The organism is Planktothricoides raciborskii GIHE-MW2 (assembly GCF_040564635.1).
GTDB lineage: Bacteria > Cyanobacteriota > Cyanobacteriia > Cyanobacteriales > Laspinemataceae > Planktothricoides > Planktothricoides raciborskii.
On record NZ_CP159837.1, the window covers coordinates 2995718 to 3020988 of the forward strand.

General features: G+C 44.9%; 19 protein-coding genes and 1 tRNA gene. 10 read left to right on the forward strand and 10 right to left on the reverse strand.

The genetic code is table 11. From position 1 onward, the window contains the following. Nucleotides 1-191 precede the first annotated feature (191 nt). Together ABWT76_RS12650 and ABWT76_RS12655 are read left to right on the forward strand one after the other, a co-directional pair. Entirely contained in the window at nt 192-1994 is a 1803-nt protein-coding gene (locus ABWT76_RS12650) for a M61 family metallopeptidase (protein ID WP_054469109.1), read from the forward strand. Nucleotides 1995-2428: 434 nt separating this feature from the next. Continuing rightward, nucleotides 2429-3745, forward strand: coding sequence for a site-specific DNA-methyltransferase (locus tag ABWT76_RS12655; RefSeq protein WP_054469111.1), 1317 nt, complete (start codon nt 2429-2431; stop codon nt 3743-3745). Between the two features lie 100 nt (nt 3746-3845). Here the strand turns inward: ABWT76_RS12655 and argJ are convergent, their stop codons facing one another. Next, on the reverse strand, nt 3846-5087 hold the full coding sequence (gene argJ / locus ABWT76_RS12660; RefSeq protein WP_054469112.1) for a bifunctional ornithine acetyltransferase/N-acetylglutamate synthase: 1242 nt from the start codon (nt 5085-5087) through the stop codon (nt 3846-3848). Between the two features lie 658 nt (nt 5088-5745). Here argJ and ABWT76_RS12665 point away from each other — a divergent pair. Next, complete coding sequence (locus tag ABWT76_RS12665; RefSeq protein WP_354636207.1) at nt 5746-7371, forward strand: serine/threonine-protein kinase; 1626 nt, start codon at nt 5746-5748, stop codon at nt 7369-7371. 253 nt (nt 7372-7624) lie between these two features. Further along, a complete protein-coding gene (locus ABWT76_RS12670; RefSeq protein WP_375340265.1) occupies nt 7625-9346 on the forward strand; it encodes an N-acetylmuramoyl-L-alanine amidase in 1722 nt (573 codons plus the stop codon). A 174-nt stretch (nt 9347-9520) separates the two neighbouring features. Here the strand turns inward: ABWT76_RS12670 and ABWT76_RS12675 are convergent, their stop codons facing one another. The 3 genes from ABWT76_RS12675 to bchM all read right to left on the reverse strand — a co-directional run bounded on the left by ABWT76_RS12675 (nt 9521) and on the right by bchM (nt 11210). After that, nucleotides 9521-9898 carry a DUF423 domain-containing protein gene (locus ABWT76_RS12675; protein ID WP_054469116.1) on the reverse strand — a complete coding sequence of 126 codons (378 nt, stop codon included), beginning with the start codon at nt 9896-9898 and terminating at the stop codon, nt 9521-9523. 47 nt (nt 9899-9945) lie between these two features. Continuing rightward, nucleotides 9946-10350, reverse strand: a complete 405-nt coding sequence (locus tag ABWT76_RS12680; protein WP_054469117.1) for a hypothetical protein — start codon at nt 10348-10350, stop codon at nt 9946-9948. A gap of 173 nt (nt 10351-10523) precedes the next feature. Then, nucleotides 10524-11210 carry a magnesium protoporphyrin IX methyltransferase gene (bchM, locus tag ABWT76_RS12685; RefSeq protein WP_054469118.1) on the reverse strand — a complete coding sequence of 229 codons (687 nt, stop codon included), beginning with the start codon at nt 11208-11210 and terminating at the stop codon, nt 10524-10526. A gap of 427 nt (nt 11211-11637) precedes the next feature. Here bchM and ABWT76_RS12690 point away from each other — a divergent pair, with 427 nt between their 5' ends. Further along, nucleotides 11638-11766, forward strand: a complete 129-nt coding sequence (locus ABWT76_RS12690; RefSeq protein WP_255353248.1) for a hypothetical protein — start codon at nt 11638-11640, stop codon at nt 11764-11766. Nucleotides 11767-11983: 217 nt separating this feature from the next. On the opposite strand, the gene nagA is transcribed toward ABWT76_RS12690, so the two are convergent. Continuing rightward, nucleotides 11984-13204 carry an N-acetylglucosamine-6-phosphate deacetylase gene (gene nagA, locus ABWT76_RS12695; RefSeq protein ID WP_354636208.1) on the reverse strand — a complete coding sequence of 407 codons (1221 nt, stop codon included), beginning with the start codon at nt 13202-13204 and terminating at the stop codon, nt 11984-11986. 37 nt (nt 13205-13241) lie between these two features. Here nagA and purE point away from each other — a divergent pair, with 37 nt between their 5' ends. Both purE and ABWT76_RS12705 read left to right on the forward strand, forming a co-directional pair. Beyond that, nucleotides 13242-13763 (forward strand): 5-(carboxyamino)imidazole ribonucleotide mutase, encoded by a 522-nt coding sequence (gene purE / locus ABWT76_RS12700; RefSeq protein WP_354636209.1) that lies wholly within the window; start codon nt 13242-13244, stop codon nt 13761-13763. Between the two features lie 530 nt (nt 13764-14293). After that, nucleotides 14294-15859, forward strand: a complete 1566-nt coding sequence (locus tag ABWT76_RS12705) for an ammonium transporter (protein WP_054469122.1) — start codon at nt 14294-14296, stop codon at nt 15857-15859. A 385-nt stretch (nt 15860-16244) separates the two neighbouring features. Here the strand turns inward: ABWT76_RS12705 and ABWT76_RS12710 are convergent. Next, nucleotides 16245-16316 (reverse strand) — tRNA-Val (locus tag ABWT76_RS12710). A 234-nt stretch (nt 16317-16550) separates the two neighbouring features. Here ABWT76_RS12710 and ABWT76_RS12715 point away from each other — a divergent pair. Further along, complete coding sequence (locus tag ABWT76_RS12715; protein WP_054469123.1) at nt 16551-17084, forward strand: pentapeptide repeat-containing protein; 534 nt, start codon at nt 16551-16553, stop codon at nt 17082-17084. A 379-nt stretch (nt 17085-17463) separates the two neighbouring features. Here the strand turns inward: ABWT76_RS12715 and ABWT76_RS12720 are convergent, their stop codons facing one another. The 3 genes from ABWT76_RS12720 to ABWT76_RS12730 all read right to left on the reverse strand — a co-directional run bounded on the left by ABWT76_RS12720 (nt 17464) and on the right by ABWT76_RS12730 (nt 22555). Then, a complete protein-coding gene (locus tag ABWT76_RS12720) occupies nt 17464-20349 on the reverse strand; it encodes a PD-(D/E)XK nuclease family protein (protein ID WP_054469124.1) in 2886 nt (961 codons plus the stop codon). 285 nt (nt 20350-20634) lie between these two features. Further along, entirely contained in the window at nt 20635-21030 is a 396-nt protein-coding gene (locus ABWT76_RS12725; RefSeq protein ID WP_054469970.1) for a PadR family transcriptional regulator, read from the reverse strand. 520 nt (nt 21031-21550) lie between these two features. Further along, a complete protein-coding gene (locus tag ABWT76_RS12730) occupies nt 21551-22555 on the reverse strand; it encodes a phosphoribulokinase (protein WP_190880824.1) in 1005 nt (334 codons plus the stop codon). A 285-nt stretch (nt 22556-22840) separates the two neighbouring features. On the opposite strand from ABWT76_RS12730, the gene ABWT76_RS12735 reads away from it, so the two are divergent. Then, nucleotides 22841-22969 carry a hypothetical protein gene (locus ABWT76_RS12735; protein ID WP_277926335.1) on the forward strand — a complete coding sequence of 43 codons (129 nt, stop codon included), beginning with the start codon at nt 22841-22843 and terminating at the stop codon, nt 22967-22969. Between the two features lie 353 nt (nt 22970-23322). Further along, a complete protein-coding gene (gene petH, locus ABWT76_RS12740) occupies nt 23323-24525 on the forward strand; it encodes a ferredoxin--NADP reductase (protein WP_190880822.1) in 1203 nt (400 codons plus the stop codon). A 207-nt stretch (nt 24526-24732) separates the two neighbouring features. Here petH and ABWT76_RS12745 read toward each other — a convergent pair whose 3' ends face one another. Continuing rightward, nucleotides 24733-24960, reverse strand: a complete 228-nt coding sequence (locus ABWT76_RS12745; protein ID WP_190880820.1) for a hypothetical protein — start codon at nt 24958-24960, stop codon at nt 24733-24735. Nucleotides 24961-25271: the final 311 nt, after the last annotated feature.

Genomic DNA, 25271 nt, shown 5'->3' on the forward strand with positions numbered 1-25271 from the left:
TGGGATGAGATTGCCCCCTGATGGCTTACAACCGGGTTACCTGAACAGATGAATTTGCCACGATAGCATTTAGTGTTTAATTGACCGTTTAATTGACCGTTTAATTGAGTGTTTAATTGAGTGTTAATTGAGCGCTAATTGAGCGTTTAATTTAGTATTATTTAGCCTTGTAATCTTTTTTACCAAATCCCATGACAGTAGTAAAGAAAATTCTCTCAGATAGCCCCGCAAAAATCACCCCGATGATTTCCTACCAGGTGGCGATGCATCAGCCTGAATCCCATCTTTATGAGGTAAGGTTGCGAGTGCAAGATTGGCAGGCATCGGTGATGGATCTAAAAATGCCGGTGTGGACTCCTGGTTCTTATTTAGTCCGCGAATATGCCAAGAATCTCCAAGATTTTACGGTGTTAGATATCGATGAGCGATCGATCCCCTGGTGCAAAAAAAGCAAAAATCACTGGCAAATTGACACTACGGGCATTACGGATATCACGGTGCATTATCGGATATTTGCCAATGAACTGACCGTTCGCACCAATCACTTGGATCAAACTCATGCTTATTTTAACGGCGCGGCCACTTTTCTGTATCTGGTGGGATTTGAAAAATATCCGATTCAAGTAACTATTATTACGCCAGAATCAAGCTGGCGAATTTCCTGCGCTTTACCCCCATTGCCGGAATATCGCCATACGTTTATTGCGGCTGATTTTGATACATTAGTTGATAGTCCGTTTGAGATTGGCACCCATGAATCCCATTACTTTGAAGTGTTGGAGAAACCCCACGAACTGGCGATTTGGGGACAAGGGAATAATTTTCAAGCCAGAACCGCGATCGCAGACATAGAAAAAATTATCAAAGCGGAAGCGGAATTATTTGGGGGGTTGCCTTATGAAAGCTATCTGTTTATCCTGCACTTAACCAGCGATGGCTATGGGGGATTGGAACATAAAAATAGCTGCTCATTAATTTATCAACGCTTTGGGTTTCGCGCCAAAGACAAATATAACCAATTTATGCAGCTAGTTGCCCATGAATTCTTTCACCTGTGGAACGTCCGGCGGATTCGTCCCAAAGCCTTAGAAGTATTTGACTATGACCAAGAAAATTACACCTCTTGTCTCTGGTTTTGCGAAGGCACTACCAGTTATTACGATGTCATATTACCTTGGCGATCGGGAGTTTATGATGCCAAAACGTTATTAGACAATTTAAGTAAGGATATTAACCGCTTTTTGAATATTCCCGGAAGACTGGTACAGCCATTAAGTGAGTCCAGTTGGGATGCTTGGATTAAACTTTATCGCCGCGATGCCAATAGCGACAATTCCCAAATTTCCTATTACTTAAAAGGAGAACTGGTGTCATTGTTGCTCGATTTGTTAATTCGGGAACGGCACAATAATCAGCGATCGCTCGACAATGTAATGCAAATCTTATGGCAAAAATTTGGCATTCCCGAAATCGGCTATACCCCAGAACAACTCTGCAATATCATTGAATCGGTTGCTAATGTCAATTTAGACGATTTTTGGCAACTCTGTCTGCATAGCACTGAAGAATTACCCTTAAATCAATATCTTAAACCCTTTGGGCTGAAAGTTCAAGCTAATGGAAACTCCGAAGCAATTCCATTTCTGGGTTTAACCGCTAAAACCGAAAATAGCAAAACCATCGTCAAATTTGTCGAAACCGGATCTCCAGCCCAAAAAGCCGGAATCGATCCCGAAGATGAGCTACTTGCTATTGAGGGAATTCGTGTCAATGGGGAACAACTTCTGGAACGACTGAAAGATTATCAACCCGGTAACACCATTTCCATTAGTTTGTTCCATCAAGACCAACTGCGGACAGTTTCAGTGGTTCTCGGTCAACCCAAACCTAATTCTTATAAATTAGTTCCAGTAAAAGACCCAACTACTCAGGAATTAAATAACTTTAAAGGTTGGTTAGGGGTTTCTTTGTCATCAGTGTTTCCATCTTCGTAGGGTGCGTGTTTGCTGGCAATTAACTTTGGCATAAAAAATTAACTTTTATTCCAGCCGTAACACACCTTAGTGGAAATAAACACATCATTTAATCCCCCCTTTCTCACCCTTTGCAAGGGGGGATGACAAAAATAAAATTGCAGTTGAATATTCTTTAATTTTTTATTTAATTTATAGAGATAAAAAAATACATAAACATAGAGATATGCTAAATAAAATCATGTCAAACTCAAGATTATTTTTCTAAATGATAGGCCAGGTTTGATCCTGGGATCGATGTGGAATGATTATGCAAATTTAGAAAATTATTGGCCTGGATTAGTTAAAGTAATTACGCTGAGAACGATCGAGGAACGTTTAACAGTCGATTGGCTTCTTGCTTAAGCATTCGCAATTAATTGATAATTAGAGCAAAGATAATTAGAGCAAATAATATGGCAATAGGTATTCCCAGGCAAAAAACAGAAGTTGACAGCCCCCCGTTGACTCTGCAATACCCGGATAAAAAATCCAGACAGCAAGTGCTTGAGGGGAAAACAATCCCTTTGTTAAAGATACATCAAGGACTAGATCAAAAGCGATTATACTTTGGCGATAATCTGGATATTCTCAGATGTTTGCTCAAGGATGAATCTATTAAAGGGCAAGTTAAGCTAATTTATATCGATCCACCGTTTGCTACTCAAAGTGAGTTTGTTTCACGCAAACAACGGCAAGCTTACTCAGATAATCTTACCGGCAGCGAATTTATCGATTTTTTACGCGATCGCCTAATTCTGCTCCATGAAATTTTATCTGACCAAGGCTCCCTATACCTTCACCTTGATGAAAAAATGATTTTTGCCGCTAAGATTATTTTAGATGAAATTTTCGGAGCGCCAAACTATAGAAACCTGATTATCCGCCAGAAATGTAACCCAAAAAACTATACCCGCAAAGCCTACGGAAAAACCGCTGATTTTATTTTATTCTACACAAAAACAGATCGATATATCTGGAATCTTCCTGTAGAGAAACTTTCAGAAAAAAGTCTCAAAGAATATCAATATATTGAACCTGAAACTGGGCGGAGATTTATGAAGGTGCCGCTTCATGCTCCGGGTACTAGAAATGGGGAAACAGGTAAACCCTGGCGAGGTATTTTACCACCTCCTGGAAAACACTGGCAATATCCCCCAGCAAAATTAGATGAAATGGATGCCAAAGGTGAGATATTCTGGTCTAAAAATGGCAATCCGCGCAGGAAAGTTTATCTGGATCAACATCCAGGAGTGGGGGTTCAAGATATTTGGCTAGATTTTCGCGATGCCCATAATCAAAATATCAAAATTACGGGATATCCCACTGAGAAAAATCCAGATTTATTACGTCGAATTGTGGCAGCTTCTTCCAATCCAGGGGATTTGGTTTTAGATTGTTTTGCTGGTTCTGGCACAACTTTAGCGGTGGCTGATGAACTGCAAAGAAATTGGATTGGGGTTGATAGTAGTCCTGAAGCTTTTGCGACAATTCTAGAACGATTTCACCGTGGTCTTAAACCAATGGGAGATTACAGCGAACACCGCCGACAATGGGAAGATCAATATATTCAAAGGAGTTTGTTTGAATTAATGAGTAATGAAGGAGTCAACGAAGATGAAACAAATATCCCAGAATCTATTGTGACTGATTTTTCGGTGTTTACGCATCGCGATCGCATCGCCGAAATTAGGCAGATTATCGATCCTTGGTTGGGTCATACCCCAGTTTAAACTTCGTGTCCTCTGTGTCTCTGTGGTAAATTTCTAGAGAAAAAAACCACAGAGACACAGAGGAACACAGAGAAAAAATCGAGAAATAAATTATCCCCAATTAAGTGGTATATTCCGCATTAATCTTCACATAGTCATAGCTAAGGTCACAGCCCCAGGCAACCCCAGAACCAGAACCATTGCCAATGCTGACGGAAATTAACACCGTATCTCCTTTCAGATATTCACCCGCTGCCGCTTGTTTGAGATAATCGCTGGCAGCTTGGCGGTCAAAAGTTTGAGGTTGTCCGTTTTCCATTAATAGGAAATTTCCTAGTTTAATCTGTAGGTTATTTTGATCGAAAATTACCCCAGCGCGACCTGCCGCCCCCGCAATGCGGCCCCAGTTCGGGTCACGACCAAAAACCGCTGATTTGACCAAAGAAGACCCAACTACGGTTTTGGCAATTTGGCGGGCAGCCGCATCATCAGGCGCCCCGCTGACTTGGCATTCAATTAAACAGGTTGCCCCCTCTCCGTCACGGGCGATCGCCTTTGCCAAATGCTGACAAACTGCGGTTAACATCGCCTCAATTTTATCCGCATCGGGGCCTGGTTCGGTAATCGCTGGAGTCCGAGATTGACCATTTGCCAAAGCAATCAGCGTATCATTGGTGCTCGTATCACCATCTACAGTAATTTGGTTGAAACTGCGATCTGCGGCCCGTTTCACCATGTCTTGCCACAGATGAGAGGACACCATTGCATCACAGGTGACAAAGGCTAACATGGTGGCCATGTTAGGATGAATCATCCCGGAACCTTTGCAAATGCCCCCAATGCGAACGGGTCGCCCATGCAGAGTGGTTTCTAGGGCAATGGATTTAGTGACTAAATCCGTGGTGACAATGGCTTTTGCCGCAGCATCAGACCCGGTTTCTGACATGGCAGGAACTAATTTAGGGATGCCACTACGCATGGCATCCATGCGAATTCGTTGACCGATGACCCCAGTAGATGCTAATAATACGGAATCCGGGGAAATGGCCAAAGCGTTTGCCACCAGTTCCGCACATTCAATCGCATCTTCCCACCCTTGGGCCCCCGTTGCCGCATTCGCTTGACCCGCATTACACAAAATTGCCCGGGCTGTATGTTTATCTTCTAATTTTTGGCGGCAATAATCTACGCAAGCAGCGCGAACTTGAGACGTGGTAAACACCCCCGCCGCGATCGCATCCACTTCCGACCAAATCAAAGCCAAATCCGGTGCCCCAGAAGGTTTCAGCCCTGCAATAATCCCTGCTGCCTTATATCCTTTTGGCGCCGTAATCCCACCCGGAATCTCTTGCCAGTCTGTCATGTAATTTTCTCCAGCCTGTTGATCAACCTTTTATGTATCGCAATCGGGATTATAGATCAACTTGCTCGTTGTTGGTTGTTTGTTGGTTGTTGTTGGGTAGGGATTATGCATGTTGTTCGTTGTTTGTTGTTCGTTGTTTGTTGTTCGTTGTTGGGTAGGGATTCTTTCGTTGTTTTCCTTAGTTCCCAGGGAGCAGGGGTGCGCCATACCAGCCCTAGGGGAGCAGGGGTGCAACCAACAACCAACAACCAACCACCAACCACCAACCACCAACAATCAACAAACAACAACCAACAACCAACAAAAAAAGGGAGAGTCTCCTTGGCGACTCTCCCTACCATCAGGGTGCATCTACATATCACAATATATCACTTTTGGGGAGAGGGGTCAAACCATTTATATAAAGATTTCTTAAAGATATCCCAGAGCCAAGAAACCCGGTTTCTTCTAGCTTACCCCCGCTTGACCTTAAGGAAAGGCGATTGCTTGAGTCTCGGGTTCTGGAGTCCCTGAGTCCCTGGGGTCTGGGAAAAGGTAAAGGGAAAACCACCCCGGTTTCTGCCCGACAAAACTGGCTCAAGCTATCATGGGTCAAAGAAATAAAATCACCTTGATACTCAATTAAATTGCAAGCATTCACACCCATTCACGGCCAACTATGAGTTTGTGTATCAATCCCAGTTGCTCAAAACCAGACCACCCCGACAATATTAATCACCGCTATTGTCAAAGTTGTGGTTCTGACCTACTGATCAAAGACCGCTATCGGGTGAAAAGACTCCTCACGGATAATAGCGGTTTTGGCAAAATTTTTGCAGCGGAGGAGCAAGGAAACCCCAAAATCCTCAAAGTCCTGAAAGAACATCTGAATAATAATCCGAAAGCGGTCGAACTATTTCAACAAGAAGCCAATGCTTTAAGCAAGTTACAGCATCCCGGTATTCCCAAGGTGGATGGTTATTTTCAGTATCAAACTAGACATGGGTTGATATTGCATTGCATTGCGATGGAAAAAATCGAGGGACTAAACTTAGAAGAGTGGCTGCAACAACAGGGCAATCATCCGATTTCTGAAGCACAGGCGATCGCGTGGTTAAAGCAACTGGCAGAAATCTTACATCAGGTGCATCAACAGAAATATTTCCATCGGGACATTAAGCCATCTAACATTATGTTAAAAGATGGGCAGTTAGTCTTAATTGATTTTGGTACAGCCCGAGAAGCGACTTATACTTATTTAGCAAAAATGGGTTCGGGATATCAAGTGACTGCGGTTGTTTCTGCGGGTTATACTCCACCGGAACAAATGAATTCCCAAGCGGTGCCGCAATCGGATTTTTTTGCTTTGGGGCGAACTTTTGTCCATTTACTCACGGGACAACATCCCGCTAATTTTTACGATTCCTATAATAATGTATTTCGGTGGCGACAGGATGCAAATATTTCTGCAACTTTGGGAGATTTTATCGATGCTTTGATGTCATCAAAACCTGGGGATAGACCAATGAATACCCAGGTACTTTTGCATAAAATAGATGAATTAAACCAAAATAAAGCCAAAAGTAAAATTAATTTATTTCCAATAATAGTATCCGCAGGTATTATCTTAAGTATTGGCGTATTTGTAGGGTTTTTTTTGGCTAATTTACAAGCAAATTATGTGACCAAAACAGAGACGAAATCAGAGAGAAACTCAGAAACTCCAGTTATCACTAATTCACCAGATCCAAGTCCTCAAGCGATCGCACCTGTTCCCGATCCGAATTTGCCAAATTCTACACCACAACCATTGCCATCACTTCCCCAGGAATTGATTTTACCTCCCATATCAGTAAGTATGGATTATTCTCAGCTTGAAAGTTTCCTGAAAGCGAAAAAATGGCAAGAAGCGGATCAGGCAACTCGCAATCTAATGCTGAAAATTGCTGGGAGGGAAAAAGAGGGTTGGCTTGATTCACCATCTATCGGTAATTTCCCCTGTGAAGATTTGGCCAAAATTAATCAATTATGGTTACAATATAGTGAAGGTAAGTTTGCTTTTACAGTGCAAAAATCTATTTGGGATACGGCAGTCTGGAACAGAGAAGTTACGAATGAAGTCTATGGTGTTTTTGCCGATCGCGTGGGCTGGCGTGTCAATAACAAGTGGCTAAAATATGCGGAATACAATTTTACCCTTGATGCCCCACAAGGCCATTTGCCCCAAATGTTTAATCAAAATAAACTACCCAGTAATCGATTATCGGTGTTGTCGCCAAAACTGGCTAAATGTAATATTATTTGATTTTACAGAATATTGCTCATAAAAGCAACATGGGTTAATGCTTAATGTTACATTGAGTAGATGACCCAGTTTTTTCGCCGGATGTGCAATAATCGTCATAGTATTTATTAGGAGCGATTTAGTAAAAGCGATCGCGCTTTCCCTGTAGAGACTTTGGTCATACCAGATCCCTGCATATCACTTTGATTTTCTTGATTCACTTACCAAACTAATGCACAAATTTTTAGGATTAGCAGCGGCAGTTGCATCGATAATGATAATTTCTCCAGTGCAAGCACAACAACCTCTTTCCTTGGTTTATCCCTCCAACGGTCATAAAACTTTTGCCCATCAAATTTTTTTAATTGGGACAGCACCACCGACCGGGGATGTATTTGTCAATGGCCAAAAAATTCAACGCAGTCCGGCCGGTCATTTTGCCCCGACGGTGCCCTTACAAATGGGGGAAAATGTCTTTACCTTAACCCATCAAGGACAAGAATTAACCATTAGAATTATCCGCGAGTCTAATGCCCCAAAAATGCCCGATGGTTTGGGATTTGCCGAAAATTCTTTAACTCCCGCTGTGGATATCGCCCGAATGCCCGGAGACTTAATTTGTTTTAGTGCGATCGCTGCTACAAATGCCCAAGTTTCGGTGCAATTTTCCGGTCAAACCATTCCCCTATTGCCCCAATCAGAAATTGTCACTCTTCCTTCAAATCTTGCCGCCTTAATTGACCAAAATCAACCGGAAGTTAACAACAGTGCCACTAACTATGAAGGTTGTCTATCTGCACCCAATCGAACCGGAAACTTAGGCAAACCTCAATATACCATTTCCCTGAATGGTCAGACGAAAACAGAAACCGCCCCAGGCAATCTGGAAATCCTTTCATCTAACCAATTTCAAATCGCCGAAGTCACCGCCGAATCAGGAGTTGCCAGAACCGGACCGAGTACCAATCATTCTCGTTTAACCCCTTTACCCAAAGGAACGCGGGCAGCAATTATAGGTCGGGAAGGAGAATGGCTGCGTTTAGACTATGGTGCTTGGATTAGAAATAACGAAGTAAACATTCAGCCCAGTGGTGGGCCGGCCCATTCCATGATTCGGAGTTTACGTTCTCGGCAAATCGATGGTTGGACAGAGATTTATTTTCCCCTGCAAACTCCAGTTCCCATCACTGTGAAAGAAGGAACAAATACCTTAACTTTAACCTTACATAATACCACCGCCCAAACGGATACTTTCCGGTTTGATGATGACCCGGCGATCGCCCGTTTAGACTGGGGACAACCGCAACCCAATCAAGTGGAATATATTTTTAATTTGAAACAGCAACAATTATGGGGATATAAAACCCGATATGAAGGCACAACCTTGGTGTTATCTTTGCGACATCCCCCCAAACTAAACGGAGGCAGCAGTCGTCCTCTTGCGGGAATGACTATTATGCTCGATCCGGGACATGGCAGTAGCAATGATTTGGGGGCAAGAGGGCCGAATGGTTATCCCGAAAAAGATGTCGCCTTAATTGTTTCTAAATTAGTGCGAGATGAGTTACAAAAACTAGGGGCAACGGTGTTAATGACCCGCGAAGGAGATGATGATTTATGGCCTCAAGACCGGGTAAATATGATTGACGCCAAAGAACCCCAATTAGCGATTAGCCTCCATTATAATGCCCTGCCGGATGCCGGAGATGCCATGAATACGGCGGGAATTGCAGCTTTTTGGTATCATCCTCAAGCCCATAGTTTAGCCGTGTTTTTGCATCAGTATTTAGTGGAAAAATTGAATCGTCCTAGCTATGGGGTGTATTGGAATAATTTAGCCTTAACTCGTCCCACGGTTGCCCCTTCGGTGTTAATGGAATTGGGTTTTATGATTAATCCCAATGAGTTTGAATGGATTACTAATCCCCAAGAACAACAAAAATTAGCCCGGGCGATCGCTGATGGGGTGGCGGCATGGGTGAACACCACTCGTTAATTTATACCGTTTCCCATTAAAAATGCAACCCTTTTGGGCGCGGGGGCGAAGCCAAAGCGGTAGTGGGGGCGAAGCCCAAGCGGTAGTAGGGGCGAATGGCCATTCGCCCCTACGGAATGCTTCGCCCCTACAGGTGTTTGTGGTAGATTCAATAGAAAATTGCTGTAAGTTAATTTACTTAAAATTAAATGCCGCAACCACTAAACAAACCCAACCGATAATCAACCCCACACCCCCAAACGGCGTAATCGCTCCTAACCATTTAATTTCTGTTAAACTGAGGGCGTATAAACTACCGGAAAAAATGACAATTCCGGCAATAAACGCAAATCCAGCGATCGCTAATGCCGTTGGAGGGATGGGAAACTGAGTGAATAATAAGGCAACTAATAATAGAGCCAATGCATGATACATTTGATAACGAACGCCGGTTTCAAAAATTGCCAAATATTTTTCACTCAGTTGTTCTTTTAAAGCATGAGAGGCAAAAGCTCCCAGAATTACGGCTAATCCCCCAAAAATCCCCGCGATCGCTAAAAAAAATTTCGTCATTATCATTAACTTATTCCCCTAATTAAATATCAAACGTTGATGAGAAATTATATATCAAATTTATAAACAACACTGCCGTTTTCCGTAACCTTAAAATCCGCATTAAACTCCTTGGCTTTTTCCGTTAAAAACTGTTGGGCTTCATCCCCGGATACTTTGGTCGCCATTGCTAACCGCATAACCGTAATATCGCCATTATTTTCTTTGAGGATTTGATAAAAACTGGATTGCAGGCGATCGCGTTTTGTTTGGCGATGAGTTTCTGCCACACTCCACAGGAGAAAACTGCCCCCGGTGGTCATGGGCAAACCGAGGATTAAGCAACCAAGCAGCGCACTATTTCTGTCTTCTGGGGTTTCGGTTTTATCAAAAGGAATTAGCAAGGCTGCTAATAAAAATAAACCACCAAAAGCGAAAAGAAAACTGCCAGAGAGTAATTTAATGACTTTCATAGGTTGACCGATCGCAGGCGATCGCATATCGTGATGCTTTTATTTTAGATCCTGGGCTTTGGGGATGACAACCAAAGGTCGAGGTGAAATCTTCCTCAAAAAAATAAACGGGGCAATTTCCTAAGAAAAAGCCCCAATTACTAGAATTAAACGCTGAAATTAAACGCTTAACCCTATCGACGAATTGCCTCAAGCAATCGCGAATAATAAAAGCGAGTGCTGGTCATGGTTTGTCGCCCAATGGTAAAACCATTTTGTTCTAGAATGCGGACAATATCCGCTTCCCGATGTTGATAAGCACGAGTGGTTTTACTCGGACCGGGAAACAACTCGCCAATTTTTTTCAGCACACTCAGGGCGAGGGTTTTCGGTGCAAAACTCAGAATCAAGCGATCCTCAGCCATTGAAGCCAAATGACCAATCATATCCGCCGCTTTTTCTTGGGGATAGTGAATCAGCACATCCAGGCAAATCACTGTATGGTAACGCCCACTTAAAGATTCCAAATCTTGGGCGGCAAAATTTACATGATTGTTGGGAGTTAAAACAGCAGACGCTCGCTGGTAAGCTTCATGCACCATTTTCTGGGAAATATCGCTACCATAGACAATAGCGCCAGCTTGAGCCAACGGAATACTCAAGCTACCAACACCACACCCGGCGTCACAAATGGACAACCCCTGTAAATTTCCATCAGCTTTCAGCCAATCGATCACACGATCCACGGTTTGCTGATGACCTTGGCGAATATCAAGCTGAACTTTATTCACTTGACCATCGCCATAAATGCGCTTCCAGCGGTCAAATCCGGTGGAGTTAAAATACTCCCGAACAATGGTTTTATCGTCTACTGCGTTCATGTATTATGAGGGTTACTCAAATCGTCTCAATCTTTCAATTTACCACAATCGGGACTTCTGTGCGGCGATCTTACCTTGGGTCGGATCGCCTCATTTAGCCCTAACCAAATATAGACCTAAGATTAACCTAAAAATTGACCGGCTCCGAAATATCACCGGCATGACACTTAATTTACTTGAAGATAGGTTTTTTATTCATCAGCAACCGCGCCGATGTTTGGCAGATAATTTCTTTTGGTTCTGACGAATTATACAAAATAAAAATATCTTGTAAAATTATCATTAATTGATCAGAAACTTCTTCCCGGTGCTGACAATTTAAGTTATCTAACTCATTAACCTTATAGTTGGGTTTTAGGTTGATATACATCGATGGATTAGTATTTGCAAAGGAGAACCAGCTTAAGGGAATCGGCAACATGAAAACTTGTCATTTTTCCTAGAGAAGCTATCAAATTTTATCGAGGCGAATGGCAATTTGTCCCGACAAAATCTGACGGCGGATAGCCGATCGCTGACCGTTGACCAACGACAAGGGCGATCGCTGAATGGCTAGGTTTGATGATCCCTGACGCTTTAATAAAATGAATGGGATCTGTTTTGCTGAGTTCCAGCGAATAATCACGGATTAAATCAGTCAAGGCGTCAGTTTAGTAAATAAAATTTTCTGTCCCTCTGAAAAAAATCATAGCATAAATATTTTTTGAAAGTTTTTAGGCACGGGGGTGAACCCCCGATCGCCTGCCCTGTCTTTGCCCTGGGAATGGTCTGATTTATCCGGGGGAAATTTCTGCTAACCGTTGCCAACTAATCTGTCCGGTGACTGGATCTTGGTGCCAACGTAACAAAGGACTCGATTGCCCGATCGCCATTTCTGGTGACATTTCTGGTAAACCGATCGCCTTCCTGGGGGCTACTGTTGCCAGGGCGATCGCCTCTCCCACCTCACATACACCCCACTTAACCAAATTTTCCACCCCAGACAACAACGGTAAAGTGGTGCCTGCCAAAGTCCCATCCAGCAGCTTACAAGTGCCAGACTTCACCTCAATTTGCCGCCGATCCCAAGGATAAACCCCATCGGTTAAGCCAATGGGCGCCAGGGCATCACTGACTAAAAAGACCCCTTGACTAGCACGCAAAAGCACCTGAATCATAGTCGGACAAACGTGCTGACCATCGGCAATCAGACCGCAATGGACTCGCGGATCCACCATTGCCGCCCCTAATAATCCCGGTTCCCGGTGATGCAACGCAGGCATAGCATTAAAAGCATGGGTAATCATACTGGCGCCCTGGTCAAAGGCTTGACTAGCTTGGGCGGATGTAGCCATTGAATGCCCTAAACTGACAATAATGCCCAGGGAACGGAGATAAGCGATCGCCTCTCCCGTGGGGTCTAACTCCGGGGCCAAGGTCATCACCTTAACCACCGAAGCATAATCCCCTAAAATACTCTTGACATTTTCCACATTTAGTGGTAAAAGATATTGCTCTGGATGGGCGCCGCGTTTTTCATAGTTGAGAAATGGCCCTTCTAAGTGGGCGCCCAGAATTTTCGCTTCCTGAGTCGCCAATGGATCATCGGATGCTTGTGTGGCCATAAAATCAGCCAAAGTGGAGAGCGATCGCTGAATTTTAGCTGGGGAAGTAGTAACAATAGTGGGCAAAAATCCATCCACCCCTTGCTGCCAAAGATAGGCACAAATTTCTGTCAGTTTTGGGTAATCTTGGGGTTCCAAGTCTGGAAACGCCAACCCTAAGCCCCCATTAATTTGTAAATCAATGCCGCCGCAGGACAGCCAATCCCCCGCCAGATCGACACAGGGGGACTTTTCCCCCACAGGGCAATCGGCCATTAAACCCATATCGGCGATCGCCCCGTGATTCAAGCACAAATAAAATAAGCCCGACTGCCGAGGGAGTCGAGCATTGATAAGATGCAAATTGTCAGAATTGCCAGAGACGATTTCGGGGGCTATTGCTTCAGTCATCACGTTCTCACCATTAAATCAGGATCAATCATAACCAATGACACAAGCACAAGTAGGAATTATCATGGGCAGCGATTCCGATTTGCCCACCATGCAAACCGCGATCGCCATTTGCCAACAATTCAACGTCCCCTGCGAAGTAGCGATCGTATCTGCCCACCGCACTCCCCACCGCATGGTGGAATATGCCACCACCGCCCATCAACGCGGCATCAAAGTCATCATTGCTGGGGCAGGAGGGGCGGCTCACTTACCGGGAATGGTGGCGTCCTTAACTCCATTGCCGGTGATTGGGGTTCCCGTAGCCACTCGAAACCTGCAAGGGGTGGACTCTCTCTACTCCATTGTGCAAATGCCCAGCGGCATTCCCGTAGCCACAGTAGCGATCGGTAATGCCACCAATGCGGGATTATTAGCCGTGCAAATCCTGGCAGCGCATCAACCGGAATTATTAGAGCAAGTCCAACAATATCGCCAGAGCTTAACGGAATCCGTACTGCAAAAACAAGAACGCCTGGAACAGTTGGGGTCGCAACAATACCTAGCCGAAATGAAATAAAAAAGCATCGTTGCCAAATTTTGCACCCACGAGCCGTTTATGGATCCCATCTCACCACCGATTAATTGTATTTCGTGATACAGAAATATTATGTGAACATGATGAGATGTTCTTTACTTAAAGCTTGGTGTTTTTTCTGTGGTGAAAAGTTGTGATGGACGGGGATATCTTGGCCCAACAAACAAACAAAGCCAACCACCCCAGCCATCAAACAGCCAGGAGAGAAAAGAGAGGAGAGAATTTTCCTCTATCCTCTATCCTCTATCCTCTATCCTCTATCCTCTATCCTCTATCCTCTATCCTCTATCCTTTATCCTTTATCCTTTATCCTCTATCCTTCCCTGTGTGGAATTCGATTTCACGAAGCTCGCAAGATAATCACCCAGTTAAAAGGCTTAATGCTTCTTGCTAGACGTTTTTCTGTTTACCGATCGTCAAGCAAACTGACTTTTTACCTGAAAGTCTGAGATAATTCAAAGCCACTCCATCAAGCTTATGTATAGATTCCATTATGAAACAACGTCTAAGCAATGACATCTAAACTGACAGTACAGAAAAAATTAAACCGCACTTCTCAGCGCGTTCGCGCAGCGTCCCGGAACTCATCGCCCCTGGAGAACGCCCAGCGCTATCATGGTTTTTTTGGGCGACTGGGCAAATCTTTCCAGCAGTTGACCGTTGCCATTCGGCGACTGTCTCCAAATTGGCAAGCTTGTATTCCCTTAGCCAGCATCATTCTCTTGGTTTCAGCCTATGCCGCTGTTGCCCAAGATGCCCCACCGACTCAGGAAGAACAATTGGCCAACATGAAAATTGGCCTAGATACCATGTGGGTGGTGATTGCCTCGATTTTTGTCATCTTTATGAATGCTGGTTTCTGTATGCTGGAAACCGGCTTTTGCCGCCAAAAAAATGCCGTCAATATCTTATCCAAAAACCTGATTGTCTTTGCCCTAGCCACAGTCACCTTTTGGGCGATCGGGTTTGCCTTCATGTTTGGGGACGGCAATGGCTTTATGGGCACCACAGGCTTTTTTTTGATCGGTCCAGACAATAGTCCCGCCACGGGTGATGACTATCAAGGGATATTTAGCTCTTTAAGTTGGACAGGAGTGCCCCTGGCCGCTAAATTCTTATTTCAAGTCGCCTTTGCGGGAACTGCGGCCACCATCGTTTCTGGTGCGGTGGCGGAACGAGTCAAATTTGTTGACTTTTTAATTTTCTCGATTTTATTGGTGGGCATCGCCTACCCGATTACCGGACATTGGATCTGGGGTGGTGGCTGGCTTTCCAGCTTAAAAACCGATCCCGATACCGGCGAAACCGTCTTAGGATTTTTAGATTTTGCCGGTTCAACCGCCGTTCACTCCGTCGGCGGTTGGGCAGCGCTGATGGGTGCAGCGATCCTCGGCCCACGCCTGGGCAAGTATCAAGATGGCATCCCCACGGCAATGCCCGGTCACAACCTCAGTATTGCCACATTGGGCTGCTTGATTCTCTGGATCTGCTGGTTTGGGTTTAACCCTGGCTCCACAATGGAAGTAAATCAGGATATTGCTCATATTGCCTTGACGACAAATATGGCTGGTGCTACTGGGGGAGTCGCGGCTACTTTGGTGGCCTGGTTATATCTTGGTAAGCCGGATCTGTCCATGATTATTAACGGCATTCTGGCGGGTCTGGTAGCGGTTACTGCGTCATGCAATGTTGTCAGTGTCCCCTCTGCGGCGATCATTGGTTTAATTGGCGGCATCCTGGTGGTCTTTGCGGTGCCATTCTTTGACAAAATCCAGATTGATGACCCGGTGGGTGCGACTTCCGTTCACTTGGTGAATGGGGTGTGGGGAACTTTGGCCGTGGGTCTATTTCATCAGGAAAATGGATTATTGTTTGGTGGCGGTTTCGCTCAACTGGGCGCACAAATCCTCGGTGTTGTTTCCGTGGGTGGCATGACTGTGTTATTGTCCACTGCTTTTTGGTTAATTCTGAAGGCGACTTTGGGAATTCGCGTCACCGAAGAAGAGGAAAAAACTGGTTTGGATATTGGCGAACACGGAATGGAAGCTTACAGCGGCTTTCTGAAAGATACTCTCTAAGACCGATCGCAAGAGCGCAATTTTCTCCGCGAGTAAACCACAAAGCATTTGTAGGGGCGAAGCATGACCGCAGTGTAGGGGCGAATGGCCATTCGCCCCTACAATATTAAATTAAATACGGTCAAGATCACGCCCTACCGTGGTTCAGTAGGGGCGAAACCGCTCTAAACAACCGTTGATTAATCGATCGTGCCATCAGGGAGGAGTTGAGCGATCGACTCCTCTGCGATTTTTTTAGCAGACCATAAGCCGCGATCGCGCCTAGTCACCTGCACTATGAGCAAAAATTGAGTAACTGGATATACTGAGGAAAAACAAGGTAACCCAATATCAGGTCAGGCAAAATTATCCCCTAAAGCCTTAGCCTATAAGAGTTTGTTTTAAATGGGCGATACTGGACTCGAACCAGTGACCCCTTCCGTGTGAAGGAAGTGCGCTACCACTGTGCTAATCGCCCGCGAGATATAGATATAACATAACTTGCCATAAAAACACAAGTCTTTTCAGAAATTTTTGGGAAAATTATTTCTCTCGGTTATTTTTCTCCTTCGGGGGAGACTGAATATTATCTCCCGAAACTGGATTTTTCTCACTTAAGTAAGTAAAAGGATAATTGTTCAGGAACAGGGCGATCGCCTAAAAATAAATAGGATACAATTACTCATAAAAACAAGATTATTTTATTCACGATATGAATCCTAACGAACTTTTAACTCTTTACGCTGCGGGACAGAGAGATTTTCGGGATTTAGACTTATTCCGTGCGGATTTCAATGGGGCGGATCTCAGTGGTGCCAGCTTATTTCGCTGCCACTTATTCCGCGCCAACCTCTATCGAGCTAAACTGATTGGCACTAACCTATTTCATGCGGACTTAATTGGGGCTAACTTAAGTTGTGCCAACCTGAGTGGGGCAGACCTCAGTGGCGCCAACCTGGTTGGGGCGGACTTAAGCGGAGCGGACTTAAGTGGTGCTGACTTAAGTGAGGCGGATTTAAGTGGGGCAAATCTGAGTCTTGCGAACCTTAGCTATGCCGACCTGTCTCGTGCCAACCTGTTTCGGGCTGACTTGGTTGATGCCCGCTTGAATCACACTAAATTGAATGGAGCCAATCTGAAGCATACTTTGGTCAAAGATACTTACTTTGCTCAAGTCGTGGGTCTATCCCCGGATTTGACAATTGCCCTCAAAAATCAAGGGGCAATCTTGGAAACTGCGGCTTAATCATGTTCAGGAAATTAATTTAAAATTTTGCAGGACTTACGCAGCTACTCCACATTTTACAGCGGTTTTCTTTCTTACTGAACCACGCTAGGGCGAAGCATTCCGTAGGGGCGAAGCATTCCGGCAGTCCATTTAATATTCTAAGCAATAATTTATCTACCGGAATGCTTCGCCCCTACACTGCCGGAATGCTTCGCCCCTACAGATATTTCTGGTTTACTCGCGGAGAAAATTGCTGTATTGGTGCGTTTTATTGGTGCGTTTTATTGGTGCGTTACGCTGCCGCTAACACACACGGGTGCGTTACGCTGCCGCTAACACACCCTACAGAGGCTACAGAGGCGTTGCGTAAGTCCGGTTAATTGTTTAATTTTACATTTCACTTGCGACTGAGACGGCTGCCCTGCCGACAAACCAAATCATAGTCACAATATTGACAAGCATCTCGTTTATGGTCTGGGTCTACGGGGTAGTGACCTTGTTGCAGTCGTCTTTTCACATTTTCGGCAAACTCTGCCAAAGCCGTCTCATCGATCTCATCGATCGCCACTTCTTTTAAAATTTTCCCCTTGGTTAGGGAGTAATAGTAAGCATTGGTGACAGCTTGCCCAGGAAATAAGTCCTTGGCTGCAACTTGTACATATAACGGTAACTGGATATCCAGCTTGGCTTGACCGTTGGCATCTTTTGCCCCTTTGGGGGGAGAGGAACTGGTTTTATAGTCCACGATCGCCAATCCTTCGGGAGTGCGATCCACTCGGTCTACGGTGCCTTTAACTTTCAGACCATACCAAGTGCCGGTAAATTTTTTTTCCGTCGCCAGAATTTCTGTATTTTCCTGGAGAAATTCTGGTGCGGATACTGCCCGCTGTAATAGGGTTAAATGCTCTTGACGGCGGGCTTTCCAACCGGGCAACGGGGGCAATTTATCTAAATTTTCGGCTTTTTCTGCCTGTGAAAACGCGGTTTCTAACTGTTCGATCGCCGTGGCGACAAAATTTTTGCCCTCAGAACCGGCAGCGGATTCTACGGAAAGTTCTAGGGTTTTGTGGTAGAGTCGCCCGCGTAAACTGTTGCTAAGTTCTTCTTCCGCTTCTTCCAGGTCGAGTAAATGTAACTGCTTGTGGCTAAACCATTTAAAGGCACATTGACCCAGGTTCGTCAGTTGAGAGGCGCTAAATTCCCATTCGTCTGGATCTAAGCCGATCGCGATCGCCCCATCATACTCATCCGGGGGTTGGCTGCTTTCTCGGCGTTTCTCCACGGTCCAACAATGATAAGCATGGTTCAGAATCGGATCTGCTTCCGGGGTGTTTCGGGAAACGCCTATACTTTGTAGGTCGCCAACCGCAGCAACCCTTTTTGCCCCTAACTCAACTTGTCGAGACACTTGGACGCTGGCTACAGGCAAGGGCGGGGCGGCTTCTACTTCCAAACCTAATCTAGCAATGTAAGGACTAGGCAACATTGGCGTTGAACCCTGAGTTTGAGGATAGGAAAAAATCAGATTTTGGGCAGCAGTTTTCAGGCAGCCATAAAAATTCAGGGCTTCTCTTTGGGCAGTTTCCACCGCATTAGCCAGGGGAATGCCCCTTTGCCGCAACAATTGGCGATCGCGAAAATCCAAAACCGGACTATCCACCACAGGGGCAGGCAAAATTCCCTCCGCCATTCCCAACACAAACACCGATTGATACTCAGTTCCCACCAAAGAAGCGGGAGTATGCAGTTCGACGCCGCCGCGTCCGGGGGCCGCAGGCACCATCAACAATGCCATTAGCTGAGAAATTTCTTGAATAAACTCTTCAATGGTCAAGATTTCTGTTTCTGGTTTTGACAGATGCACCAATCCTTCCTGAAACTGATAATATGCCACCGCCTCCCGCGCCCATCTTGCCGCCCGTTTCCGCAGATTAAAAGCTTTGAAGATATTCTGTAAACGTTCTACCCAATTTTCTCTAGTATCCTGACTTGGCCAAGATAATATCGATAAATCCACCGATAAATCCACCGATAAATCTACCGCTTGACTGGTGGAAACCTTTTCATCCCCTTTCGGCTGAAGAATTTCTTGCCACTTTTTCAGTCCAGAGGGATGCATTTTCCGCGCCCTGACCCAACATTCTGGGGGTAAACCAGAACATAAGGGATGAGTTAACAGTTTTGCGGTCGGTTCAAAGGGCAAATCAGCGATCGCCACCTGACCCAAAGTTTCGATCCAATTGCCTAAACGAGTGGCGGTTAAAGGAATAGAATACAAAGCCCGAATCGGCAAATCGTATTCCCAGGCAATGTCCAAAATCATTGGCCCATAAATATTTTCATCCCGTGCCACGATCGCGATTTGGTGACAGGGTACTTTTTGTAATAACTGTTCTTTGACTAGGGCTAAAATCCCCCGCACTTCTGCTTCTAAATGGGGATAAGCATAAACTTTTGCCGGATTTGACTCTTTTGGTTCCGGAGGGTCCGAGTCACTCAGCCCTAAAAATTTCTGGGATAAGTATTTGCCCGGATGGTTGGGGTTTTGATGGTTAGTATTTGCCGCGACTTCCTGGACAATTTCATCATTTTTAACATCATTTTTAACATCATTTTTAATCTGCCATCCCCTTTCTTGCAGCCACGCGATCGCGGAGCGTTGCGGATGCAACATCGCTTTTTGGTTTTCTGACAATAAGGGATGATTCTCCACCGGCAAAAACCACACAGAGCGATCGCCCGCTACCGCATCCACAAATTGCAGTTGATCCATCAGGGGAAAATCATAGCCATAAACCAGCAAAGATTGCCGCATTGGATTTAATTGCGAAGCAAACCATAAAATTTCCGCCGAGTCCAGCAGTTTTTTCTCTCTCAACCGTTGCTGATATATTTCAGCTAAATTCACCAAAGGCTGAAACCGTCCTGGCAGTTCAATATGTTTTTGGGGGGGTGGGGTCAACTTACCAATAGCTTGCCAATCACCGATTTTCAGCAGTTCTTTTAAAATAGGTGCAACTTTGCGAGTTGTTCCCTCAACATCTGTAGTGGATAGCACTTGCCGAACAGTTTCTCGTAAATAGCGGTGTGCGGTCAGAAGGGGAACTTCGGCAAACTGATTTTTGCCGATAATTTGTTTCGCCAAATTTTCCAGAGAAAAATGAGCCACAGAAAGCGATCGCGCCGCTTGTGGGGTCGGCGTCATCACGCTGATTTGGCGATCGCTCGCTAATTTCTTCGCCTCTGCCAAAGGATAGGCATGAATATAGATCACCCGATTCATATTATTGGTTGTTAGTTGTTGGTTGTTAGTTGTTGATTGAGGAAAGGGGAACAGTTATCAGGGAACGGGGTTCGGAGAAGAGAGAAGATAGAAGAGAGAGTTTTCCTATTCACTATTCACTATTCACTATTCACTATTCACTATTCACTATTCCCTGTTCCCTATTCACTATTCCCTGTTCCCTATTCCCTGTTCCCTGTTCCCTATTCCCTATTCCCTGTTCCCTGTTCCCTGTTCCCTTAACAAAAACCCACCAAACGGAAAGCGCCTGGTGGGTTTAACTGATTAGCGGATGTTTTGCTGCATCGGTACAGGATACTTATTTGTTTCCGAGCAAAACCAACCATTCTTCACATACTCTCGCCACAGATGACTCAATTCCTGAGCTTTATGTATCCATTCTGGATGGATTTGATACATTCGTCTAGGCCGTCCGCGTCCGTCTACTTTTTTCCAATAACCTCGAATGGCGTTTTCTGCTTCCAGAAATTTCAGCGCACTATAAAGCACGGTATCAGAAAGACGATAGACGATATATTCACGTTCTAGTTTCTGAATCAGTTCGGTGCCATAAGAATCCTCCTGAGCCAAGACGGAAAGGACATAACAGACAGTCACTTCTTTAGTCAGATAAACTGGCGGAGGATCGCGAAAAAATTGATAAATATCTTCAAATTTCATATGTAAAATAGGTTCAATACCCTACAATTCACCGCATTTCCTAGCAATGACACCCTGGTGTTAAACAAATCTTTGACTTATGACAATAAAACGTCCCAAGCCAAAAAGTTCTTTCTTCAATTTCAACAGAGATTTCACCCCAACTTCCGGACAATTCTGCTGAATTTACTCTGTAAGACTCAAAATTTTTAGCACGGTTGTCTCCAGGATCCGTCTGAAATCACTGTGTGACAAATATTTCAGTCACTTTAGTGAGAAACTCATGCTGATAAGTGAGTTTAGTAACCAAAAATGTAGAGGACTACTTACACCGTTACATCGTACAAGATGTTTGGCGCGATCGCCGAATATTTTTATTTTAATCGGAAAAAATCCGCCGTTAATTTTAATTTCTCATAGAAAAAACTAAAAAAATTAAAAAAAGTTATGTTAAATCCAGTGAAGCCAAAGAAAAGCGCGAAAGGCGAGCGCTCGCCTTTCGCGCTGAAATCATTTTACTGAGATAATTAAGATTTCGACTTTAGACCTGGGCAGTCACGCGGGCTTCGCGAGCGGTCAAAGCTTCATATTTCGCCCGCATTTTCAAGCCAACCAGCACTTGGAACAGACCCGTACCATTGTTGGATCCGGGATAGTCACGATGCTGCATCAGCAATTCAGTCAGTTCACCATAGAACTTGGTAGAAGTATTGCTCAAATGGCTTTCAATATAGATCATTTCCTCTAGATTCTCGAACTGACCATCCACTTCCAGAATAGAAACTTCATGGCCATAATAGGAATCTGGGCGATAGTGCATCTTAATGCCCGGATAAGGGCAAGTCAGCTTGCGACCGCAAGGAATCCAGTCAATGGTGGAGCCTTCATCAAACAGATATGCAGGATCCAACCCTTCTAGTCCATAGCGTTGGATCATTTGCACCCGCAGAACCTTACGCTCCTTGTCATCTGGGATTAAATTGGTGGGTAACACTTCGATCACCACATCCGCATGACCTTTCTGGGGAGCAATGTAAGCCTCAAAATCTGGACGACGGGCATTAATCGAAGCCAGGACATCTTCATAACGATGACCGCGTTCTGCCATGTCCCGTTGGATCTTCCAGGCAATTTTAACTTCATCGCTAATGTCCAGGTAAACACTGAAATCTAACAGACCGCGTACCCGCTCATCATACAAAGGATGAAGTCCTTCAACCACGATAATGTGATTCGGTTCGATCCGTTCTGGGGGATCGATTTTTCCGGTTTCGTGGTTATAAATTGGCTTATCGATCGCCTGACCACTTTTGAGCGCTTTAATTTGCTCATACATCAAATCAAAGTTATTCGCCCTGGGGTCAAGGGCTGTCACCTGCTGCTCTTTCCGCTGTTGGCGGTCTAAACTGTGATAGTCATCCAAGCAGATAACGGTCATCAGTTCTTTGCCAAACAAATCTTCCAAACGGCGCAAAAACGTAGATTTACCACATCCGGAGTCTCCAGCTACCCCGATTAGCACTACACGATCCGGCTTACTCGTCATAGATTCCCTCTTTCTATATCGCTTTAAGTACCTATGCTAAGGTTAATCGAGTATTTAGACACAGTAAAATTGATTTTATACGGATATGTTACGGCTTGCGTAACTTATTTTATTCTGTTAATTAACCCTCGCCAATGACGATCTGGGTTAAATTTCTTCATCCCTGCGTGAAATCGCTCGATCGCGGTCGAGGGGACTCAGGCGCCACTGCCTCGCACTGAATTTCCACAATTAAATCACTGGTTGGCAAATTTTTGATGTTTGTCTGAGCCAAATTGCTGCAAAATGTTAAGTAAAGTTATCAGAAATTCATCTGATGTACCATCCCAGGGTCGTTGGTCAGAAGGCCAACAGCGGGCAACCGTTGATTCTGGTAAGAGGCGATCGGTCTGGGTGGCTCAGGTCGGCGCTTAGGGAAAAGGGGCTGCTGGACTAAAGCCTTCAGTTCCGCTGTATGTTCATCCCTATGCCTGACACCAGCCGGACAAACCGATGAATCAACCAGTAAACGGATCCCTTAAACGAAGGGCTTTGATGGGTGGTGAGATTGTGAATATCAGTCCCCAGGTGATTACCGGGTAACTGGGAACCAGGGAAATTTTGGTGGATGGCAACCGACTCCGTAAGATTTTACGGTCTGAGTCAGTCATCAACAACGCTTTGATCGGCGATCGCAACTGTGATACAAATCTGGTTGGGTTGCTGATGGCAGTCTATGAGTAATCTGACGGCAAAATCCTAAGTCAACTTTTGCAAAATTAAAAAATATGTACAATCCAAACGTCATTGGTAGCACAGCGAATACGGAATCTGACAACCGCCTATTTGTCTATGAAGTGGTGGGTCTGGGTCAAAGCGACAAAGCGGATAACCCGAACTACTCCATTCGTCGCAGTGGTAGCACGTTTATCACCGTGCCTTACAACCGCATGAACCAAGAAATGCAACGCATTATGCGGATGGGGGGTCAGATTGTCAGTATTCGTCCTGGGTCTGTCAATCAGACTGTTCATACCAGCTTAGAAGTTGAAACCCAGCCCAAGGTTGAAACCCAGCCTGCGACGGAAAAGAAATCTAAGAAAAAAGCCGAAGATGATATTCCGGTCAACATTTACCGTCCCAAGAATCCCTATATTGGCAAGTGCATGAGCAACGAAGAACTGGTTGCTGAGGGCGGTGTCGGCACAGTTCGTCACCTAAAATTTGATATTTCTGGCGGCGACCTGCGCTATGTGGAAGGTCAAAGTATTGGGATTATTCCTCCGGGAGTGGACAATCAAGGCAAACCGCACAAGTTGCGTTTATACTCGATCGCCTCTACCCGTCATGGGGATGATGTGGATGACAAGACCGTTTCTCTCTGCGTGCGTCAATTAGAATACAAGCACCCAGAAAGTGGTGAAACCGTCTATGGAGTCTGCTCTACTCACCTGTGCAACCTGGAAGTTGGTGCGGATGTGGCCATTACCGGCCCCGTGGGTAAAGAAATGCTGTTACCCCACGATGAAGACGCCACCATTATTATGATTGCTACCGGGACGGGGATTGCCCCATTCCGCGCTTTCTTGTGGCGGATGTTTAAAGAACAGCACGAAGACTACAAGTTCAAAGGTCTAGCCTGGTTGTTCTTTGGCATTCCTTTCACCGCGAATATCCTCTATCGTCAAGAACTCGAAGAACTGCAACAGCAATTCCCCGATAACTTCCGCTTGACCTGTGCGATCAGCCGGGAAGAGAAAAATCCCGAAGGCGGCAAGATGTATATCCAAGACCGGATTAAAGAAAAGGCTGACGATCTGTGGCCACTACTTCAGAACACCAATACTCACACCTACATTTGCGGTCTAAAAGGTATGGAAGGTGGCATTGATGAAGGGATGTCTGCTGCCGCTGGTAAGTTCGGTGTGGACTGGAGTGAGTACCAGAAGCAACTGAAGAAAGAACATCGCTGGCACGTTGAAACCTACTAATAATTAAGCACTAAATTAAGCTCTAAATTAAGCTCTAAAAATTTAGTGATTGACTAACATTTAGGGCTTATCTGTTTTTGTAGGTCAGTACCACAAAAAAACCCGGTTTCTGCCACAATCTCTTGATTAATATCACGAGAAAGGGCAATAAACCGGGTTTTATTAGTCTTTTTTTGAGTTTTTTTCTGAGTCTTTTACAGCAATTTTTTATTGAATAAACCACAGCCTTCCGCCAATTAACCGCCAGGGAATTAATCGCCTGTCAATTAACCGCCAGGGAATTAATCGCCAGGGAATTAATCGCTTGTCAATTAACCGCCAGGGAATTAATCGCCTGTCAATTAACCGCCAGGGAATTAATTCCCTGGCTAACAGCGCAAGTCGGTTAAAACCGACTAAAATTCTGTATGGGTCAACGGCTGTTGTACGGGTCAACGGCCGTTGACCCCTACCAAGCATGATTAGTCGGTTTTAACCGACTGTAAGGGTCAACGGCCGTTGACCCCTACAGTCGGGGATTTTAATCCCCGACGGGTGTGGTTTACAAGGGCAGAAAACTGCTGTAGGGAGTAAAAAATACCCCCATCCAAGACAGATAGATCGGCTAAATTGGATCATTTACTGCGCTGTAAAGGGCAAAGCATGACCGCTGATAATTTATCGGTTTTGAAATCAAAAATGACTGCGGTCATGCTTTGCCCCTACAAACTAACTGCAATCCTCGGCTTGGTTCACAGTCTAAATAT

What these genes read in the sequence shown, in the direction of transcription:
- ABWT76_RS12650 (WP_054469109.1), top strand. Translation starts at nt 192, where the DNA reads ATGACAGTAGTAAAGAAAATTCTCTCAGATAGCCCCGCAAAAATCACC.
- ABWT76_RS12655 (WP_054469111.1), top strand. Translation starts at nt 2,429, where the DNA reads ATGGCAATAGGTATTCCCAGGCAAAAAACAGAAGTTGACAGCCCCCCG.
- argJ (WP_054469112.1), bottom strand. Translation starts at nt 5,087, where the DNA reads ATGACAGACTGGCAAGAGATTCCGGGTGGGATTACGGCGCCAAAAGGA.
- ABWT76_RS12665 (WP_354636207.1), top strand. Translation starts at nt 5,746, where the DNA reads ATGAGTTTGTGTATCAATCCCAGTTGCTCAAAACCAGACCACCCCGAC.
- ABWT76_RS12670 (WP_375340265.1), top strand. Translation starts at nt 7,625, where the DNA reads ATGATAATTTCTCCAGTGCAAGCACAACAACCTCTTTCCTTGGTTTAT.
- ABWT76_RS12675 (WP_054469116.1), bottom strand. Translation starts at nt 9,898, where the DNA reads ATGACGAAATTTTTTTTAGCGATCGCGGGGATTTTTGGGGGATTAGCC.
- ABWT76_RS12680 (WP_054469117.1), bottom strand. Translation starts at nt 10,350, where the DNA reads ATGAAAGTCATTAAATTACTCTCTGGCAGTTTTCTTTTCGCTTTTGGT.
- bchM (WP_054469118.1), bottom strand. Translation starts at nt 11,210, where the DNA reads ATGAACGCAGTAGACGATAAAACCATTGTTCGGGAGTATTTTAACTCC.
- nagA (WP_354636208.1), bottom strand. Translation starts at nt 13,204, where the DNA reads ATGACTGAAGCAATAGCCCCCGAAATCGTCTCTGGCAATTCTGACAAT.
- purE (WP_354636209.1), top strand. Translation starts at nt 13,242, where the DNA reads ATGACACAAGCACAAGTAGGAATTATCATGGGCAGCGATTCCGATTTG.
- ABWT76_RS12705 (WP_054469122.1), top strand. Translation starts at nt 14,294, where the DNA reads ATGACATCTAAACTGACAGTACAGAAAAAATTAAACCGCACTTCTCAG.
- ABWT76_RS12715 (WP_054469123.1), top strand. Translation starts at nt 16,551, where the DNA reads ATGAATCCTAACGAACTTTTAACTCTTTACGCTGCGGGACAGAGAGAT.
- ABWT76_RS12720 (WP_054469124.1), bottom strand. Translation starts at nt 20,349, where the DNA reads ATGAATCGGGTGATCTATATTCATGCCTATCCTTTGGCAGAGGCGAAG.
- ABWT76_RS12725 (WP_054469970.1), bottom strand. Translation starts at nt 21,030, where the DNA reads ATGAAATTTGAAGATATTTATCAATTTTTTCGCGATCCTCCGCCAGTT.
- ABWT76_RS12730 (WP_190880824.1), bottom strand. Translation starts at nt 22,555, where the DNA reads ATGACGAGTAAGCCGGATCGTGTAGTGCTAATCGGGGTAGCTGGAGAC.
- ABWT76_RS12735 (WP_277926335.1), top strand. Translation starts at nt 22,841, where the DNA reads ATGTTAAGTAAAGTTATCAGAAATTCATCTGATGTACCATCCCAGGGT.
- petH (WP_190880822.1), top strand. Translation starts at nt 23,323, where the DNA reads ATGTACAATCCAAACGTCATTGGTAGCACAGCGAATACGGAATCTGAC.